Annotated in this window: 16 protein-coding genes, 2 pseudogenes and 1 other annotated feature; of the genes and pseudogenes, 13 read left to right on the forward strand and 5 right to left on the reverse strand. The window is 52.6% G+C overall.

The features are described 5' to 3' along the window. The first annotated feature begins 70 nt into the window (after positions 1–70). Complete coding sequence (gene trpR / locus CHU32_RS22650) at positions 71–400, forward strand: trp operon repressor (protein WP_103678349.1); 330 nt, start codon at positions 71–73, stop codon at positions 398–400. Between the two features lie 16 nt (positions 401–416). Here the strand turns inward: trpR and CHU32_RS22655 are convergent, their stop codons facing one another. Both CHU32_RS22655 and yjjX read right to left on the reverse strand, forming a co-directional pair. Next, on the reverse strand, positions 417–1,340 hold the full coding sequence (locus tag CHU32_RS22655) for an Rpn family recombination-promoting nuclease/putative transposase (protein WP_103678348.1): 924 nt from the start codon (positions 1,338–1,340) through the stop codon (positions 417–419). A 155-nt stretch (positions 1,341–1,495) separates the two neighbouring features. Continuing rightward, complete coding sequence (gene yjjX, locus CHU32_RS22660; RefSeq protein ID WP_103678384.1) at positions 1,496–2,011, reverse strand: inosine/xanthosine triphosphatase; 516 nt, start codon at positions 2,009–2,011, stop codon at positions 1,496–1,498. 52 nt (positions 2,012–2,063) lie between these two features. Here yjjX and gpmB point away from each other — a divergent pair, with 52 nt between their 5' ends. After that, positions 2,064–2,711: a 2,3-diphosphoglycerate-dependent phosphoglycerate mutase GpmB gene (gene gpmB / locus CHU32_RS22665; protein WP_103678347.1), complete on the forward strand. Its 648-nt coding sequence runs from the start codon at positions 2,064–2,066 to the stop codon at positions 2,709–2,711. Here gpmB and robA read toward each other — a convergent pair. Beyond that, entirely contained in the window at positions 2,708–3,577 is an 870-nt protein-coding gene (gene robA / locus CHU32_RS22670) for an MDR efflux pump AcrAB transcriptional activator RobA (RefSeq protein ID WP_103678346.1), read from the reverse strand. The genes gpmB and robA overlap by 4 nt on opposite strands. Positions 3,578–3,786: 209 nt before the next feature. On the opposite strand from robA, the gene creA reads away from it, so the two are divergent. From creA to creD, 4 genes are read left to right on the forward strand one after another with little or no spacing between them, the layout of a single operon-like run. Further along, on the forward strand, positions 3,787–4,260 hold the full coding sequence (gene creA, locus CHU32_RS22675; protein WP_103678345.1) for a protein CreA: 474 nt from the start codon (positions 3,787–3,789) through the stop codon (positions 4,258–4,260). Positions 4,261–4,272: 12 nt separating this feature from the next. Beyond that, positions 4,273–4,962, forward strand: a complete 690-nt coding sequence (gene creB / locus CHU32_RS22680; RefSeq protein WP_103678344.1) for a two-component system response regulator CreB — start codon at positions 4,273–4,275, stop codon at positions 4,960–4,962. Beyond that, positions 4,962–6,386, forward strand: a complete 1,425-nt coding sequence (gene creC / locus CHU32_RS22685; RefSeq protein ID WP_103678343.1) for a two-component system sensor histidine kinase CreC — start codon at positions 4,962–4,964, stop codon at positions 6,384–6,386. The genes creB and creC overlap by 1 nt, the downstream gene beginning before the upstream one ends. Before the next feature lie 57 nt (positions 6,387–6,443). After that, the gene (creD, locus tag CHU32_RS22690) at positions 6,444–7,817 is read left to right on the forward strand and encodes a cell envelope integrity protein CreD (protein ID WP_103678342.1); all 1,374 of its coding nucleotides are present in this window, start codon (positions 6,444–6,446) and stop codon (positions 7,815–7,817) included. 34 nt (positions 7,818–7,851) lie between these two features. Here creD and arcA read toward each other — a convergent pair whose 3' ends face one another. Continuing rightward, positions 7,852–8,568: a two-component system response regulator ArcA gene (arcA, locus tag CHU32_RS22695; protein WP_103678341.1), complete on the reverse strand. Its 717-nt coding sequence runs from the start codon at positions 8,566–8,568 to the stop codon at positions 7,852–7,854. A 99-nt stretch (positions 8,569–8,667) separates the two neighbouring features. Between arcA and yjjY the strand changes: the two are divergent. From yjjY to CHU32_RS22735, 7 genes and pseudogenes are all read left to right on the forward strand, one after another. Continuing rightward, positions 8,668–8,805, forward strand: a pseudogene (gene yjjY, locus CHU32_RS22700) (YjjY family protein); the annotation flags it as partial. A 399-nt stretch (positions 8,806–9,204) separates the two neighbouring features. Then, complete coding sequence (locus tag CHU32_RS22710) at positions 9,205–9,891, forward strand: tRNA/rRNA methyltransferase (protein WP_103678340.1); 687 nt, start codon at positions 9,205–9,207, stop codon at positions 9,889–9,891. Between the two features lie 211 nt (positions 9,892–10,102). Next, positions 10,103–10,168: a thr operon leader peptide gene (gene thrL, locus CHU32_RS22715; protein WP_103678381.1), complete on the forward strand. Its 66-nt coding sequence runs from the start codon at positions 10,103–10,105 to the stop codon at positions 10,166–10,168. Beyond that, positions 10,104–10,224 (forward strand) — a sequence feature (Thr leader region). Its footprint overlaps the gene before it by 65 nt. Positions 10,225–10,249: 25 nt before the next feature. Continuing rightward, positions 10,250–12,712, forward strand: a complete 2,463-nt coding sequence (thrA, locus tag CHU32_RS22720; protein WP_103678380.1) for a bifunctional aspartate kinase/homoserine dehydrogenase I — start codon at positions 10,250–10,252, stop codon at positions 12,710–12,712. Between the two features lies 1 nt (position 12,713). Further along, positions 12,714–13,643 (forward strand): homoserine kinase, encoded by a 930-nt coding sequence (gene thrB, locus CHU32_RS22725; RefSeq protein ID WP_103678339.1) that lies wholly within the window; start codon positions 12,714–12,716, stop codon positions 13,641–13,643. 3 nt (positions 13,644–13,646) lie between these two features. Beyond that, entirely contained in the window at positions 13,647–14,933 is a 1,287-nt protein-coding gene (gene thrC / locus CHU32_RS22730) for a threonine synthase (RefSeq protein WP_103678338.1), read from the forward strand. A gap of 210 nt (positions 14,934–15,143) precedes the next feature. Next, positions 15,144–15,443 carry a DUF2502 domain-containing protein gene (locus CHU32_RS22735; protein ID WP_103678337.1) on the forward strand — a complete coding sequence of 100 codons (300 nt, stop codon included), beginning with the start codon at positions 15,144–15,146 and terminating at the stop codon, positions 15,441–15,443. Positions 15,444–15,467: 24 nt separating this feature from the next. On the opposite strand, the pseudogene yaaA reads toward CHU32_RS22735, so the two are convergent. Beyond that, positions 15,468–16,240 (reverse strand): annotated as a pseudogene (yaaA, locus tag CHU32_RS22740) (peroxide stress protein YaaA). Positions 16,241–16,303: the final 63 nt, after the last annotated feature.

Genomic DNA, 16,303 nt, shown 5'->3' on the forward strand with positions numbered 1-16,303 from the left:
TTGTACTCGTTTAAGAGTACATCAGGCAAGAGGTGCTTTGGCATCTCTTGCTATAACAAGGCGGCGTGACATGACTCAGCAATCACCTTATTCTCCGGCTCTGGCCGAGCAGCGCAATCAGGAGTGGCTTCGTTTTGTGGAGCTGCTTCAGCAATCCTGCACGGAAAATTTGCATATCCCCCTTCTGCAATTGATGCTGACGCCCGATGAACGCGAAGCACTGGGCACGCGGGTTCGTATTATTGAAGAGTTGTTGCGCGGCGAAATGAGTCAGCGTGAGCTGAAAAATGAGTTAGGCGCGGGTATTGCCACTATCACACGCGGATCTAACAGTCTTAAATCCGCGCCGTTGGAATTGCGCCAGTGGTTAGAGGCTACCTTATTAAAAAACCAGACCTGACGCTGCGCGTGGCAGGCTAGCGCCAGAGCTGCTCTGCTTCCTCGGCAGATAATTTTGTCAGCTCTGCGACTACCGCGCGTTCCATTCCATTAGCCAGCATCCGACGGGCGATTTTAACGCGCTCGGCAGACTCGCCCTGCTGACGGCCTTCCTGGATACCTTCCTGAATCCCTTTCTGCTGTCCGTTTTGTTCAAACCATTCGGCGAGCGTCATCATAGATCCTCCTTGCGGCGTTTTAGTCGCCAGTTCGCGATAAAATAGCTGTGGTTCCTCGGTGTGCCCGCTACAGATCATATAGTGTAACAGCGAGCGTAATTGTTCATCCGTAGTGTACTCCAGCCGCAAAAGCGTGACCAGTTGCTCAAGTAGCAGCATGAGATCCCGCTGGCGAATATGTTTTTGCAGAAGCTCAAGAATGGCAATGCGTCGATGCGACATAATTTCATCATCAGGCATTACGGTAATGTCCACCAATGGAAAATCGCTACTGTATATTTCTCTTGCAAGCTGTGGGTCAGGAAACATATCCAGCCAGCACATTGAGTAAGGCAAGGGCGAACGCGGTCCCTGATAAAACAGGATTGGAATAACCAGAGGCAACTGCTCATAACCGGCATCAAGGTGGTGCTGCATGGCGGCAATAGCATAACGCATTAACCGATACGGCATCCGTTTATCAGGTGAACTTTGATGTTCAATGAGAACGTGAATATAAACCGTGTTGCCCTGCATTTTTAACGAATAGAGGATGTCGGAATAATATGCTCTCAGATCTTCTTCAATAAAATTGCCGGACTCAAGTTGTATTGAATTAAGGTCGCAAATGGCGCGCAGTTTTGCCGGCAAGTGAATGTCCAGGAAATCGCGGGCCGTTTCCGGGTGCATTAAAAACTGTTTAAAAATAGCATCGTGGGGTGTGACTGTGGCTTTTGTTGTCATCCTGACCTGCTCCGTTTCTCCTGGCAGGTCAAGTCTGAAACGCTTAATCACTTTCGTCAGCCGTGCATTGCTGGCTCTGCGAGCCTTGCCGAAAGGTTTTTTATGCGCGTGTTGCATCAGCCATTTTTTTGCGTAGCGGCTCGCAAAGCGAGGGGTTACCGGTATACCGCATTGTGAAACGGGCTTAGCGCCAGAATAACCGCCTGATGGTAAACACTGCTACGGGTCAGTTTTCCGGCGGTAAACACCCCGATCGCGCCCTCTTTACGGCCAATCTCATCAATGCCGGTATAGTGTGACATCACCGGACCCAGCGCTGCCCCGGCCCGCACTTTTTCAAGGATTACGGCGGGCAGCGGAAGGGTGGCAGAGCGCGCTTCCCCGCGCAGAGTACGACTCTCGATTACCACCCAGCTAAAAGTGCTGTCCTCGTCAATGCCAGCTTCAATAGCCACCCAGAAGTCGGCGTCAGGATGCTGTTGGCGAGCATTGCTCACCCGGTTCCTCGCGCCCCGGCGCGTTTCTTCGCTACCGAAAGGTTGCTCGGGCACGCCGCTGTCAACGACAGCGGATTCCATGTGACACATGCTTTCGCCGAAGATCTCGTTAAATGCCTGGAGAATTGCCTGAATTTTGGCGGGATTAGTGGTAGCGACGACAACATTGTGCATAATCATCATTAACTCTTAATAAAATATCATCGCAGTATAACGGATAAACAACATGTTACAGGTATACCTTGTTCGCCACGGTGAGACGCAGTGGAACGCCGAGCGGCGTATTCAGGGCCAGTCTGACAGTCCGCTCACTGAGAAGGGCGAACAACAGGCCCGTCAGGTGGGAGAACGTGCGAAAGCGCTGGGCATCACTCACATCATTTCCAGTGATTTAGGTCGTACTCGCCAGACTGCAGCCATCATTGCTGAGGCCTGCGGCTGTGAAATTACACTGGACGCTCGTTTACGCGAGCTGGATATGGGCGTGCTGGAAGAGCGGCACATTGATTCGCTGACCAGTGATGAAGAGGCGTGGCGTCGCCAGTTAGTCAACGGGACGTCGGACGGACGGATACCGGACGGCGAATCGATGCAGGAGCTGAGCGATCGCATGCACGCGGCGCTGGCAGAATGCCTGGAATTACCGGAAGGGAGCCGTCCGCTGGTGGTCAGCCACGGGATGGCACTGGGCTGCCTGGTCAGTACTATTCTCGGCCTGCCGGCCTGGGCGGAACGTCGTCTGCGCCTGCGTAACTGTTCAATCTCGCGCATTGATTACCAGCAAAGCCCGTGGCTGGCATCGGGCTGGGTCGTTGAGACGGCAGGGGATGTCTCACATCTTGACGCCCCTGCGCTGGATGAATTACAGCGTTAACGGCGGATCGGAATCAGGTATTCGCAACGGATCTGAATGGGCGGCTCCTGATTCCGCGCTTCGTCCTGCGGGAAAAAGCGTTCGATATCCTGTCCTTTACGGCGGGTCAGATTCAGCATTGGCATACAGGTGCCGTAAACGGTAAGGATAAATTCCTGCAAGCCAGTCCCCGGGCCATCATAGGTAAACTGAATGTACTCGCCGCCTTCCAGCTTCACCGACTGCCCGTTATGCAAATGACCATTGGCCATATCAGCGGTTAATGCTGTGGTATAGAACACTTCCTGTTCGTCGTCCTTTTCCATACTAGGTCGTGGCTCATGCAGGCCGTACAATATGCGTGGCAAAGAGGGCGCGTTGCCTAAAAATTCACGCCAGAACTGAATACGCATCTGATTGCGGAAGTCTGAAATCTCTTCCAGTTTACAGGTATAGCTCTGTGTTACCCCTACCAGCTCAGTCGGCTCCAGCGTTACAAACTCATAGTGAGGCATGCTAAATTCAGACAGGCGCAGCGGTGGGCGCATGCCGAATGAACTCCAGTCCGGCGAGCGACGGTAAAGTGCAGGCGTCAGGGTAAACTGCTTTTTAAACGCGCGGGTGAAAGTCTGCTGCGAATCGAAGCGGTACTGAAGCGCAATATCAAGAATTGGGCGTGCGGTCAGGCGCAAGGCGACGGCAGATTTGGACAGACGGCGCGCACGAATATAGGCACCGATGGCATGGCCGGTCACTTCTTTGAACATCCTTTGCAGATGCCACTTGGAATAGCCAGCTTTTGCCGCCACATTATCGAGTGCCAGGGGCTGGTCAAGATGACCCTCCAGCCAGGTAAGCAGATCGCGAATGATCCCAGCCTGATCCATACAATGTCCTCATCCATAAATGCAGGTGCCTGATACTAAGGTAGCGGATGATAGCATTTTTTGATGTTTTAGCATTCAGTGTTTTTTTTGCGATTAAGTGCGATTGTAGATAGCCAGAAAAGATGATCTTTCTAATCCTGTGATCTATAAACAGTTTCTTTAGAAAAGTTGAATAATCACGCAGTTAAATCTTTGGAAAAAGTAACAATATGAAATACAAGAGCTTAGTTCTTACCCTGCTGCTGGCCACCGCAGCACCGCTGACGCACGCTGAAGAGGTGGGTTCGGTCGATACCGTCTTCAAAATGTTTGGCCCCGACCATAAGATCGTGGTGGAAGCATTTGACGATCCGGATATCAAAAACGTGACCTGTTATATCAGCCGTGCGAAAACCGGCGGTATTAAAGGGGGCCTCGGCCTTGCAGAAGACACCTCTGATGCGGCAATTTCCTGCCAGCAGGTCGGGCCGATTGAGCTGAGTGATAAAATTAAATCCGGCAAAACGCAGGGCAATGTGGTATTCCAGAAGCGGACCTCGCTGGTATTTAAGAAACTCCAGGTGGTACGCTTCTACGATGCGAAACGTAACACCCTGGCTTATCTGGCGTATTCTGACAAAGTGGTTGAAGGTTCGCCGAAAAACGCACTGAGTGCGGTGCCGATTATGCCGTGGAGAGAATAACAGGAACTCTGTATGCAGCAACCGTTGATCTGGTTAGTTGAAGACGAAGTCAGCATTGCGGAAACGCTTATTTATACGCTGCAACAGGAGGGCTTCGCCGTTCAGGCATTTGAACGCGGGTTACCTGTACTGGATGCCGTGCGCCATCAGATGCCGAGTCTGGCCATTCTGGATATTGGCCTGCCGGACATTAGCGGTTTTGAATTATGCCGTCAGCTTCAGACTCACTATCCGGCGTTGCCGATACTATTTCTGACCGCCCGCAGCGAGGAAGTCGATAAGCTGCTGGGGCTGGAAATGGGGGCTGACGACTATATCGCCAAGCCATTTTCACCCCGCGAGGTATGCGCGCGAGTACGCGTCGTGCTGCGGCGTTTGCAAAAAAGCAGTGAGCCATCGCGCGTGCAGCGCGTTGGCCTGTTCGAACTCAATGAAACGGGTGCCCAAATTCGCTGGTGTGACCAAACGCTTCACCTCACACGCTATGAATATTTGCTGTTGAAAACATTGTTAAAATCGCCAGGTCAGGTTTTCTCCCGACAGCAACTGATGGATAAAGTGTGGGTTGATGCGCAGGAAAGTTTTGACCGCACCGTCGATACCCACATTAAAACGCTGCGCAGCAAACTTCGCGCTATTAATCCCGATCTTTCTCCTGTTAATACTCATCGTGGGCTTGGCTACAGCCTGGGGAGCTATTAATGCGCATGGGAATGCGTTTACTGCTGGGCTATTTTCTGATAGTTGCTGTGGCGGGCTGGTTTGTATTTTCTATTTTTGTACAGGAAGTAAAACCTGGCGTACGGCGTGCCATGGAAGGCACGCTGATTGATACAGCCACGCTGCTGGCTGAGCTGGGAAAAGAGGATTTGCTCTCCGGCAATGCGCAGGAAGGGCGTCTGGCGAAAGCGTTTACCGATCTCCACTATCAGCCGATTAATGCCAGTATTAGCGGCATTAATAAAGTGCGCAATGAATACCACGTCTACATGACCGACGCGCAGGGAAAAGTCGTGTTTGATTCCGCCGGGCAGGCGGTCGGTAAAGATTATTCCCGCTGGAATGACGTCTGGCTGACGCTAAGAGGAAAATATGGCGCGCGCAGTACGCTGTCCGATCCAGATGACGCTGACAGTACGGTGATGTATGTTGCCGCCCCGGTGATTAACAATGGCAAGATTATTGGGGTACTGAGCGTCGGTAAAGCCAATAATACCATGACCCCGGTGATTAAACGCAGCGAACGCCGCATTCTATGGGCCGGCGGCGCGCTGCTGGGGATCGCATTACTCATCGGCGGCGTGATGGTATGGTGGATCAATCACTCCATCGGCAAGCTGGTTCGCTATGCTGATTCCGTGACCCTTGAGCAGCCCGTACCGCTGCCGGACCTTGGCAGCAGCGAACTGCGTAAGCTGGCCACAGCGCTGGAAAGCATGCGCGTGAAGCTCGAAGGGAAAAAGTATATTGAGCATTATGTTCACGCGCTGACGCATGAGCTAAAAAGCCCGCTGGCCGCCATTCGTGGCGCGGCGGAAATCCTTCAGGAAAATCCCGCGCCGGAAGTTGCCGCGCGTTTTACCGGTAATATTTTGACCCAGAATGCCCGGATGCAGGCGCTGGTCGAAAAACTCCTGCTCCAGGCAAAAGTAGAAAGCCGGCTGGAAGTTCCGTTAACCGCCGTGTCAGTGAACGCTCTCTTTGTTGCACTGCGTGAAACCCGGGGGATTCAGATCGCGCGCAAAGGGATCGAGCTTCAGTGCAATGAAACCGATCTTCTGGTCACTGGCGAAACGGAACTGCTGGAAGAAGCACTGGGGAATCTGCTGGACAATGCCATCGATTTTACTCCCGCAGGCGGCGTGATTTCTCTCACGGCGCACGCGCAGGATGCGCAGGTGTTTATTCGCGTGACGGACAGCGGCAGCGGCATTCCTGATTATGCGCTCGACCGTCTTTTCGAACGCTTCTACTCCTTAGCGCGTGAAAATGGCCATAAGAGCAGCGGACTGGGGCTGGCTTTTGTGCGTGAAGTGGCACGCCTGCATCGGGGTAGCATTCGGTTGATTAACCTCTCACCAACGGGCGCAGAAGCCACACTGACACTTCACCGTCACTTCACATAGCTTCAACGTCACCACACATAGCGGTTTTATTCTCTGCACATCACAGAGGAGAACGCCATGTTGAAATCACCCATTTTTATCAAAATCCTCACCCTGAGCGGGTGCATGTTGCTGTTACTTGTCCCGCTCATGCTGCTGCATAGTGTCATTGTCGAGCGCGCTAATTATCGCGATGACGTTGAGGCGACGCTGCGACAAAGCACCAGCGGCCCGCAGAAAATGGTCGGTCCGCTGATCGCGATTCCGGTAACCGAGATTTATACCGTCATGCGTCCCCGTGATGATGGCACTGGCGAGCAGGTGCAGGAAAAGCGCACCACGCTACATTACTGGCTTCCCGAATCGCTGATGGTTGAGGGGAATCAGGACGTGGAGACGCGGCAGATCGGCATTTACGACGGTAACGTCTGGCATGGTGATTTCTCGCTGAAGGCGGAGTTTGATCCGGCCCGGCTTAAGGATATTGTCAACAGCGGAACGATTGCCGGTGAGCCGTTCATCGTGCTGAGCGTCGGGGATGCGCGAGGGATTGGGCGGGTGGAGCCAGCCAGGGTGAATGGTGAGCAATTTAATGCGGAACCTGGCCCCGGTATGTTGATTGAAAATAATGAGCAGGGAATTCATATTCCGTTGCCAGCAACGGTAATGAGTGAAAAAAGCCTGAGCGTTGAACTGGCGGTAAATCTCAGCGGCAGCGGGACGCTGGCAATGGTGCCGGTTGGCAGAAACAGCGAGTTTTCACTTATCGGCAACTGGCCACATCCTGGCTTTAGCGGCGACTATCTGCCGGCAAAACGCGAGATTACCGCCAGCGGTTTTCAGGCCCATTGGCAAAGTTCGTGGTTTGCTAATAACCTCGACAGCCGATTTCTGCGCAGCAGTGACGAGCGCTGGACGTCCCTGCCTGCCTTTAGCGTTAATATCGCGACACCTTCAGATCAGTATCAGCTTACCGATCGCGCCACCAAATACGCCATTTTGCTGATTGGTCTGACATTTATGGCGTTCTTTGTGTTTGAAACGTTGACTGCGTTACGGCTGCATCCGGTGCAATATTTGCTGGTCGGGTTGTCGCTGGTGATGTTCTATCTGATTTTACTCGCGCTTTCCGAGCATATCGGCTTCACATTGGCCTGGATCTGCGCCAGTCTTGCCAGTGCGACGTTGAATGCGTTCTATCTGCACGCGGTGCTGAGGGGGTGGCGCAATAGCGTGTTGTTTACCGGCGGGTTACTGGCGCTGGATGGCATCATGTGGCAACTATTACGTTCTGAAGAGAATGCGCTGTTACTGGGAAGCGGGGTGCTGTTTATTGCGCTGAGCGCCATCATGCTGCTGACGAAAAATGTCGACTGGCATAGCGTTTACGGGCGCAGGAAAAAAACGGTACAGCCAGAAATGGCCGACGATGAACTCAGGTTGTGGAAATAAAAAAGCGGCGCTATGCGCCGCTTTTCTGATTCAATTATTCCTGCAATTCACCGCAGAAGCGGTAACCTTCGCCATGAATGGTGGCGATGATTTCCGGCGTATCCGGCGTCGATTCGAAATGTTTACGAATACGGCGGATAGTCACATCCACGGTACGGTCATGCGGTTTCAGCTCGCGACCGGTCATTTTTTTCAGCAGCTCGGCACGCGACTGAATTTTACCCGGGTTTTCACAGAAATGGAGCATCGCACGGAATTCACTGCGCGGCAGCTTATACTGATCGCCGTTAGGGCTTACCAGTGAGCGGCTGTTAATGTCCAGTTCCCAACCGTTAAACTTATAGCTTTCCACGCTGCGACGCTCTTCTGTGACGGTACCCAGATTCATGGTACGAGACAGCAGGTTGCGCGCGCGGATAGTGAGTTCACGCGGGTTAAATGGCTTAGTGATATAGTCATCGGCACCAATTTCGAGACCGAGGATTTTGTCCACTTCGTTATCACGGCCGGTCAGGAACATCAGGGCAACGTTCGCCTGCTCGCGCAATTCACGCGCCAGCAACAGGCCATTTTTGCCCGGTAGATTGATATCCATAATCACCAGGTTGATGTCGTACTCGGAGAGGATCTGATGCATTTCCGCGCCATCGGTGGCTTCGAAAACATCATAACCTTCCGCTTCGAAAATACTCTTCAACGTGTTGCGTGTTACCAACTCGTCTTCAACGATCAGAATGTGCGGGATCTGCATGGTTTGCTACCTAAATTGCCAACTAAATCGAAACAGGAAGTACAAAAGTCCCTGACCTGGCTGATGCATGCCGAAAATTAACATGCGCAGCATAACAAGACTAAAGTACGTAATTGCGTTCTTGATGCACTTTCCATCAACGTCAACAACATCATTAGCTTGGTCGTGGGTACTTTCCCTCTGAACCCGACAGTGTCAAAAACGGCTGTTATCCTAACCATTTTAACAGCAACATAACAGGGCAGGAGACAGCTGACACCCAATAAAACTACGCTTCGTTGACATATATCAAGTTCAATTGTAGCACGTTAACATTTTGCAGAAATTCTTGCAGCGAAATGCTAGCGTCTATCACAATCTATCAACAACTCAACTAGTTACCTATGATTATTTATAAATTTGGTGAATTTAAATTAGTGCATACATACAAAATATAAATACCAATAGTAAACATGGAGATAAGCATGTTCTGTTAACATACTACACTCGCTAACCGCTTTAAAACAGTTTAGCGCCTTTTAAGAGTGGTAAAAGGCAGTGATAGTGACGTATGTTGAAATTTTGTAAATTCTCGATGCGAAATAAGTGAGGCGTGTCACTTCGTTTGGCGCGAAATTAGTTAACAAGAGATTATAAATGCGATTAACAATTGTACTGGTATCCCCCGCCAGGGCAGAAAATATTGGCGCAGCGGCGCGCGCGATGAAAACGATGGGATTTAGTGAATTGCGGATTGTCGACAGCGACGCGCATTTACAGCCAGGGGCGCGTCGTGTCGCCCATGGTTCCACCGATATTCTGGATAACCTGACAACGTATCCGACCCTTGACGCGGCGCTGCACGATGTGGATTTTACCGTCGCGACCACTGCCCGCAGCCGGGCAAAATTCCACTACTACGCAACACCGGTGGAGCTTGTTCCGCTGCTGGAAGAAAAAGCAGAGTGGCTAAATCATATTGCGCTGGTCTTCGGGCGGGAAGATTCCGGCTTAACCAATGAAGAGCTGGCGCAGGCAGACATTCTCACCGGTGTGCCAATGGTGGCGGATTATCCTTCTCTCAATCTCGGCCAGGCAGTAATGGTTTTCTGCTATCAATTAGCGTCATTAATACAACGGCCCGACACAGCAGCCAGACCAGGTGATGAAAATCAATTACTGGCGTTACGTTCGCGCATTTTCAGTCTGCTTCAAACGCTGGGCGTGGCAGATGATGAAAAATTAGCCGACTGGCTACAGCAGCGTATAGGTCTGCTGCAACAGCGTGATACGGCTATGCTGCATCGTTTACTCCACGATATCGAAAAAAAACTCGCAGAGTAATAATCTGTTTATTTTTATTTATTTAGTTTATTAGTCCAATTAATTCGGCTCTGTATCGCGTTTTTTATTAAAAAATGCGGCCGTAACAGACTGATGGCGAGCCAGGTAAAAATGTGACCAGTTTAAAAATTCATTGACTTAGATGGCCAGATACTTTAACCAATATAGGCATACAGGACAGACAGATAACAATGACAGAGCAAACAACATCATGATCCGCATCAGCACAACCACCATTACCACCATCACAATTACCACAGGTAACGGTGCGGGCTGACGCGTACAGGAAAAACAGAAAAAAGCCCGCACCTGAACAGTGCGGGCTTTTTTTTCGGGTAAAAATCAAGGGGTCATTACCATGCGAGTGTTGAAGTTTGGCGGTACATCAGTGGCAAATGCAGAACGATTTCTGCGGGTTGCCGATATTCTGGAGAGCAATGCCAGGCAGGGGCAGGTTGCGACCGTCCTCTCTGCCCCGGCAAAAATCACTAACCACCTGGTAGCAATGATTGAAAAAACCATTGGTGGGCAAGATGTACTTACCAATATCAGTGACGCCGAACGTATTTTCGCCGAACTTCTTCAGGGGCTTGCCGATGCCCAGCCCGCTTTTCCCCTCGCTCAGCTCAAAACCGTTGTCGAACAGGAGTTCGCGCAGATCAAACATGTTCTGCACGGTATCAGCCTGCTAAACCAGTGTCCGGATAGCGTCAATGCCGCGCTGATTTGCCGCGGTGAAAAACTTTCTATTGCGATTATGGCCGGTCTGTTGCAGGCACGCGGGCACAAGGTAACGGTTATTGATCCAGTTGAAAAACTGCTGGCGGTGGGCCACTACCTTGAATCAACCGTTGATATCGCTGAGTCCACGCGGCGTATCGCGGCCAGTCAAATTCCGGCCGATCATATGATCCTGATGGCGGGTTTTACGGCAGGGAATGAAAAAGGCGAGCTGGTGGTGCTGGGTCGTAACGGCTCCGATTATTCGGCGGCGGTGCTGGCGGCCTGTCTGCGTGCAGACTGCTGCGAGATCTGGACCGATGTCGATGGCGTTTATACCTGCGATCCGCGTCAGGTGCCGGATGCGCGTCTGCTTAAATCGATGTCTTACCAGGAAGCGATGGAGCTTTCCTACTTTGGCGCGAAAGTGCTGCATCCACGCACCATCGCGCCGATCGCCCAGTTTCAGATCCCGTGCCTGATTAAAAACACCGGTAATCCCCAGGCTCCCGGTACGCTTATCGGGGCCAGTAGCGATGAAGACGGCCTGGCAGTGAAAGGGATCTCCAATCTGAATAACATGGCGATGTTTAACGTCTCCGGTCCGGGAATGAAAGGCATGGTCGGCATGGCGGCCCGCGTATTCGCCACCATGTCCCGCGCCGGGATCTCGGTGGTGTTAATCACGCAATCGTCCTCTGAATACAGCATCAGCTTTTGCGTGCCACAATCCGACTGTGCTCGCGCGCAACGGGCGATGGCTGATGAGTTTTATCTTGAGCTGAAAGAAGGGTTGCTGGAGCCGCTGGCTATCATGGAGCGTCTGGCGATCATTTCAGTCGTCGGCGACGGAATGCGCACGCTGCGTGGGATCTCCGCCAAGTTCTTTGCCGCGCTGGCGCGCGCCAATATCAACATCGTGGCGATTGCCCAGGGGTCTTCCGAGCGCTCCATTTCGGTGGTGGTCAGTAATGACGACGCCACCACTGGCGTGCGTGTCACCCATCAGATGCTGTTTAACACCGATCAGGTGATTGAAGTGTTCCTGGTAGGCGTTGGGGGCGTTGGCGGCGCGCTGCTGGAGCAGATCAAACGCCAGCAGGCGTGGCTGAAAAGCAAGCATATCGATCTGCGGGTTTGCGGCGTGGCGAACTCAAAAGCCTTGCTGACCAACGTGCACGGTCTGAATCTTGAAAACTGGCAGAATGAGCTGGCGGAAGCCAACGCGCCGTTTAATCTTGGCCGGTTGATCCGCCTGGTAAAAGAGTATCACCTGCTAAACCCGGTGATTGTTGATTGTACCTCCAGCCAGGCAGTGGCCGATCAGTATGCCGATTTCTTGCGTGAAGGCTTCCATGTGGTCACGCCGAATAAAAAAGCCAACACCTCATCCATGGATTACTACCATCAGTTGCGCCACGCGGCGGGGCATTCACGGCGTAAATTCCTTTACGATACCAACGTTGGCGCGGGCCTGCCGGTCATTGAAAACCTGCAAAACCTGCTTAATGCCGGCGATGAACTTCAGCGTTTCTCCGGCATCCTGTCCGGCTCTCTGTCTTTTATTTTTGGCAAGCTTGATGAAGGAATGAGTCTCTCGGAGGCGACCCGTGTTGCCCGGGAAATGGGCTATACCGAACCTGACCCCCGTGACGATCTCTCGGGGATGGATGTCGCACGTAAACTGCTGATCCTGGCGCGTGAAACCGGGCGTAGTCTTGAACTGAGCGATATCGTGATTGAGTCCGTGCTGCCGGAGAGTTTTGACGCATCTGGCGATACCGACAGTTTTATGGCACGCCTGCCGCAGCTTGATGATGAGTTTTCCGCCCGCGTGGCGAAAGCGCGTGATGAAGGTAAGGTTCTGCGCTATGTTGGCAATATTGAAGAAGACGGCGTATGCCGGGTGAAAATCGCGGAAGTGGACGGTAACGATCCGCTGTATAAAGTTAAAAACGGCGAAAATGCGCTGGCTTTTTACAGCCATTATTATCAACCGTTGCCGCTGGTACTGCGCGGTTATGGTGCGGGCAACGACGTAACGGCGGCAGGGGTGTTTGCCGATTTGCTGCGCACACTTTCATGGAAGTTAGGAGTCTGACATGGTTAAAGTTTATGCCCCGGCGTCCAGCGCCAATATGAGCGTCGGCTTTGATGTGCTGGGCGCGGCAGTCACGCCTGTTGACGGGGCGCTGCTGGGCGATACCGTTGCTGTCGAGGCCGCCGATCGTTTCAGCGTGGAAAATAAAGGCCGCTTTGCCAGCAAACTGCCAACCGAACCGCGTGAGAATATCGTTTATCAGTGTTGGGAGCGGTTTTGTCAGGAGATCGGCAAAACCATTCCGGTGACCATGACGCTGGAAAAAAATATGCCGATTGGCTCCGGACTTGGTTCCAGCGCTTGTTCCGTGGTGGCTGCGCTGGTCGCCATGAATGAATATTGCGGCAAACCGCTGAATGACACGCGGATGCTGGCGCTGATGGGGGAGCTGGAAGGACGGATCTCCGGCAGCGTTCACTACGATAATGTCGCGCCTTGCTTTCTCGGCGGCATGCAGTTAATGATCGAAGAAAACGGCATTATTAGCGAGCAGGTGCCAGGCTTTGATGAGTGGCTCTGGGTACTGGCTTATCCAGGAATTGTGGTTTCGACCGCGGAGGCCCGCGCCATCCTGCCTGCGCAGTATCGCCGTCAGGATTGTATCGCGCATGGTCGCCACCTGGCAGGATTTATTCATGCCTGTTATTCACGCCAGCCACTGCTGGCGGCGAAACTGATGAAAGATGTGATTGCTGAACCGTACCGTGCGAAATTACTGCCGGGATTTAATGAAGCGCGTCAGGCGATAGCAGAAATGGGTGCACTGTCCTGCGGGATTTCCGGTTCCGGGCCAACCTTGTTTGCCCTGTGCGACAAAACTGACACCGCACGGCGTGTGGCAGACTGGCTCAGTAAACACTATCTGCAAAATCAGGAAGGCTTTGTTCATATTTGCCAGCTGGATACGGCGGGCGCACGCGTAGTGGGATAACCAATGAAACTCTATAACCTTAAAGATCACAACGAGCAGGTCAGCTTCGCACAGGCGGTTACGCAGGGCCTGGGCAAACAGCAGGGACTATTTTTTCCGCACGATCTACCTGAATTCAGCCTGACCGACATTGACGAGATGCTGGAGCAGGATTTTGTCAGTCGCAGCGCAAAAATCCTCAGCGCATTCATTGGCGATGAAATCTCACCAGATGAGCTTAAAAAGCGTGTAGGGGCAGCGTTTGCCTTCCCGGCTCCCGTGAAACCAGTCACGCAAGATATCGGTTGTCTGGAACTGTTCCACGGTCCTACGCTGGCGTTTAAGGATTTTGGCGGGCGCTTTATGGCGCAAATGCTGACTCATATCAGTGGTGATAAGCCGGTCACTATCCTCACTGCGACCTCCGGTGATACTGGCGCGGCCGTCGCCCATGCGTTTTACGGTCTGCCCAATGTACGCGTGGTTATCCTGTATCCGCGCGGCAAAATCAGCCCGCTTCAGGAAAAACTGTTCTGCACCCTCGGTGGCAATATTGAAACCGTCGCCATTGATGGTGATTTCGACGCCTGCCAGGCGCTGGTAAAACAGGCGTTTGATGATGAAGAGCTGAAAGCGGCGCTGGGGCTGAACTCTGCTAACTCCATTAATATCAGCCGTCTACTGGCGCAAATTTGCTACTACTTCGAGGCGGTAGCGCAACTGCCGCAGGAAGCACGCAACCAGCTGGTTATTTCCGTACCCAGCGGTAATTTTGGCGATTTGACCGCCGGGCTGCTGGCGAAATCCCTTGGCCTGCCGGTGAAGCGCTTTATTGCCGCCACGAATGCCAATGATACCGTACCGCGCTTCCTCAATGGCGGTAAATGGGAGCCAAACGCCACGCAGGCTACGCTTTCTAATGCGATGGATGTCAGCCAGCCGAATAACTGGCCGCGCGTGGAAGAGATTTTCCGGCGTAAAATCTGGCGGCTTAATGAGCTGGGCTACGCGGCGGTGGATGATGAAACGACCAAAGCCACGATGCGTGAACTTCAGGATATTGGCTACGTGTCTGAACCACATGCGGCCATCGCTTACCGGGCGCTGCGCGACCAGTTGAAGCCGGGCGAATACGGTGTGTTCCTCGGCACTGCTCATCCGGCAAAATTCAGAGAGAGCGTGGAAGCCATCCTTGGTAATACGCTGCCGCTGCCAAAAGAACTGGCAGAGCGCGCGGATCTGCCGCTGCTGTCACATTCGCTGCCAGCGGACTTTGCTGCCCTGCGCCAGTTAATGATGGCGCACGGATAACGCGCGTAGCTCCACAGATGCCGGGTAGGCGTTAAAGCTACCCGGCTTTTTTATGGAGAAATTAAGGAGAAAAAAAGCAGGTAAAAAGGAGAAATTCTCAATAAATGCGGTAACTTAGAGAATAGGATTGCAGAGAATAACAACCCGCATCCCGCTCACGTAATCTCCTGACATCGGCCCATATTGGGCAAGAATGAAAAGGAGTCACCGATGTCCCGACTAAAACCTGTTCTGCTGGCACTTTCGATGCTGCTGGTCGCGCCCATGGCGGTACACGCGGCAGAGATCACCCTTATTCCGGCTGTCACGCTGCAAATCGGCGATCGTGATAATCACGGCAACTACTGGGATGGCGACCGCTGGCGGGATCATGGCTGGTGGGAAAAACATTACGACTGGCGCGAAAACCGCTGGCAGCCCCATGGCCCCCATGCCGGGCCGCACCATGATAACCGTCCTGACGATCGCCGCGATGATTATCGTCCGGGGCCGGACGATCGCCATCGCTAACGTAAAGCGCCTGTGGGCGCTTTCTCACTGCTCATGACGTTTAAACACCAGCTCGCCATTCCCTGACGCGTCTTCGTCAAAGAAATACCCTTCGCTGTTAAAGGCCTTAAGCTGTTCCGCCGTCGTCAGGCGGTTTTCAATGATATAGCGGCTCATCAGACCACGCGCTTTCTTGGCGTAGAAACTGATGACTTTGAACTTGCCGTTTTTCTCATCGAGGAAGACGGGTTTAATCAGCTCAGCATTCAGTTTTTTCGGCTTGACCGCTTTAAAATATTCCTCTGATGCCAGATTAATCACCACGCGATCGCCCTGGGCATCAAGGGCTTCATTAAGCTTATCGGTAATGATATCCCCCAAAACTGGTAAAGATCTTTACCACGGGCATTCGCAAAACGGATACCCATTTCCAGACGATAGGGCTGCATCAAATCCAGCGGGCGCAGCACACCGTATAGCCCGGAGAGCATTCGCAGGTGCTGCTGCGCAAAATCAAACTCTGCTTCGCTGAACGTTTCGGCCTGAAGCCCGGTATACACGTCGCCTTTAAAGGCCAGAATCGCCTGACGGGCGTTTTCTGGCGTAAAATCGGGCTGCCAGTCGTGAAAACGAGTGGCGTTCAGGCTGGCCAGCTTATCGCTGATGCTCATCAGGCTGGCGATTTGTGGAGCGGTCAGTTTACGCGCTTCCTTAATAAGCTGCTGCGAATGGTCCAGTAGCTCAGGCCGCGTAAAGCGTGTCGTGGCGAGTGGACTTTGGTAGTCCAGCGTTTTAGCGGGAGAAATCAGAATCAGCATAGTTAATCCTTGCGGCTGGTTATTTTGCGACTGTAGCAAAAAAAGCGGTTGATGTGGGCGATG

Source organism: Superficieibacter electus (assembly GCF_002915575.1).
In the GTDB taxonomy this organism is placed as follows: domain Bacteria; phylum Pseudomonadota; class Gammaproteobacteria; order Enterobacterales; family Enterobacteriaceae; genus Superficieibacter; species Superficieibacter electus.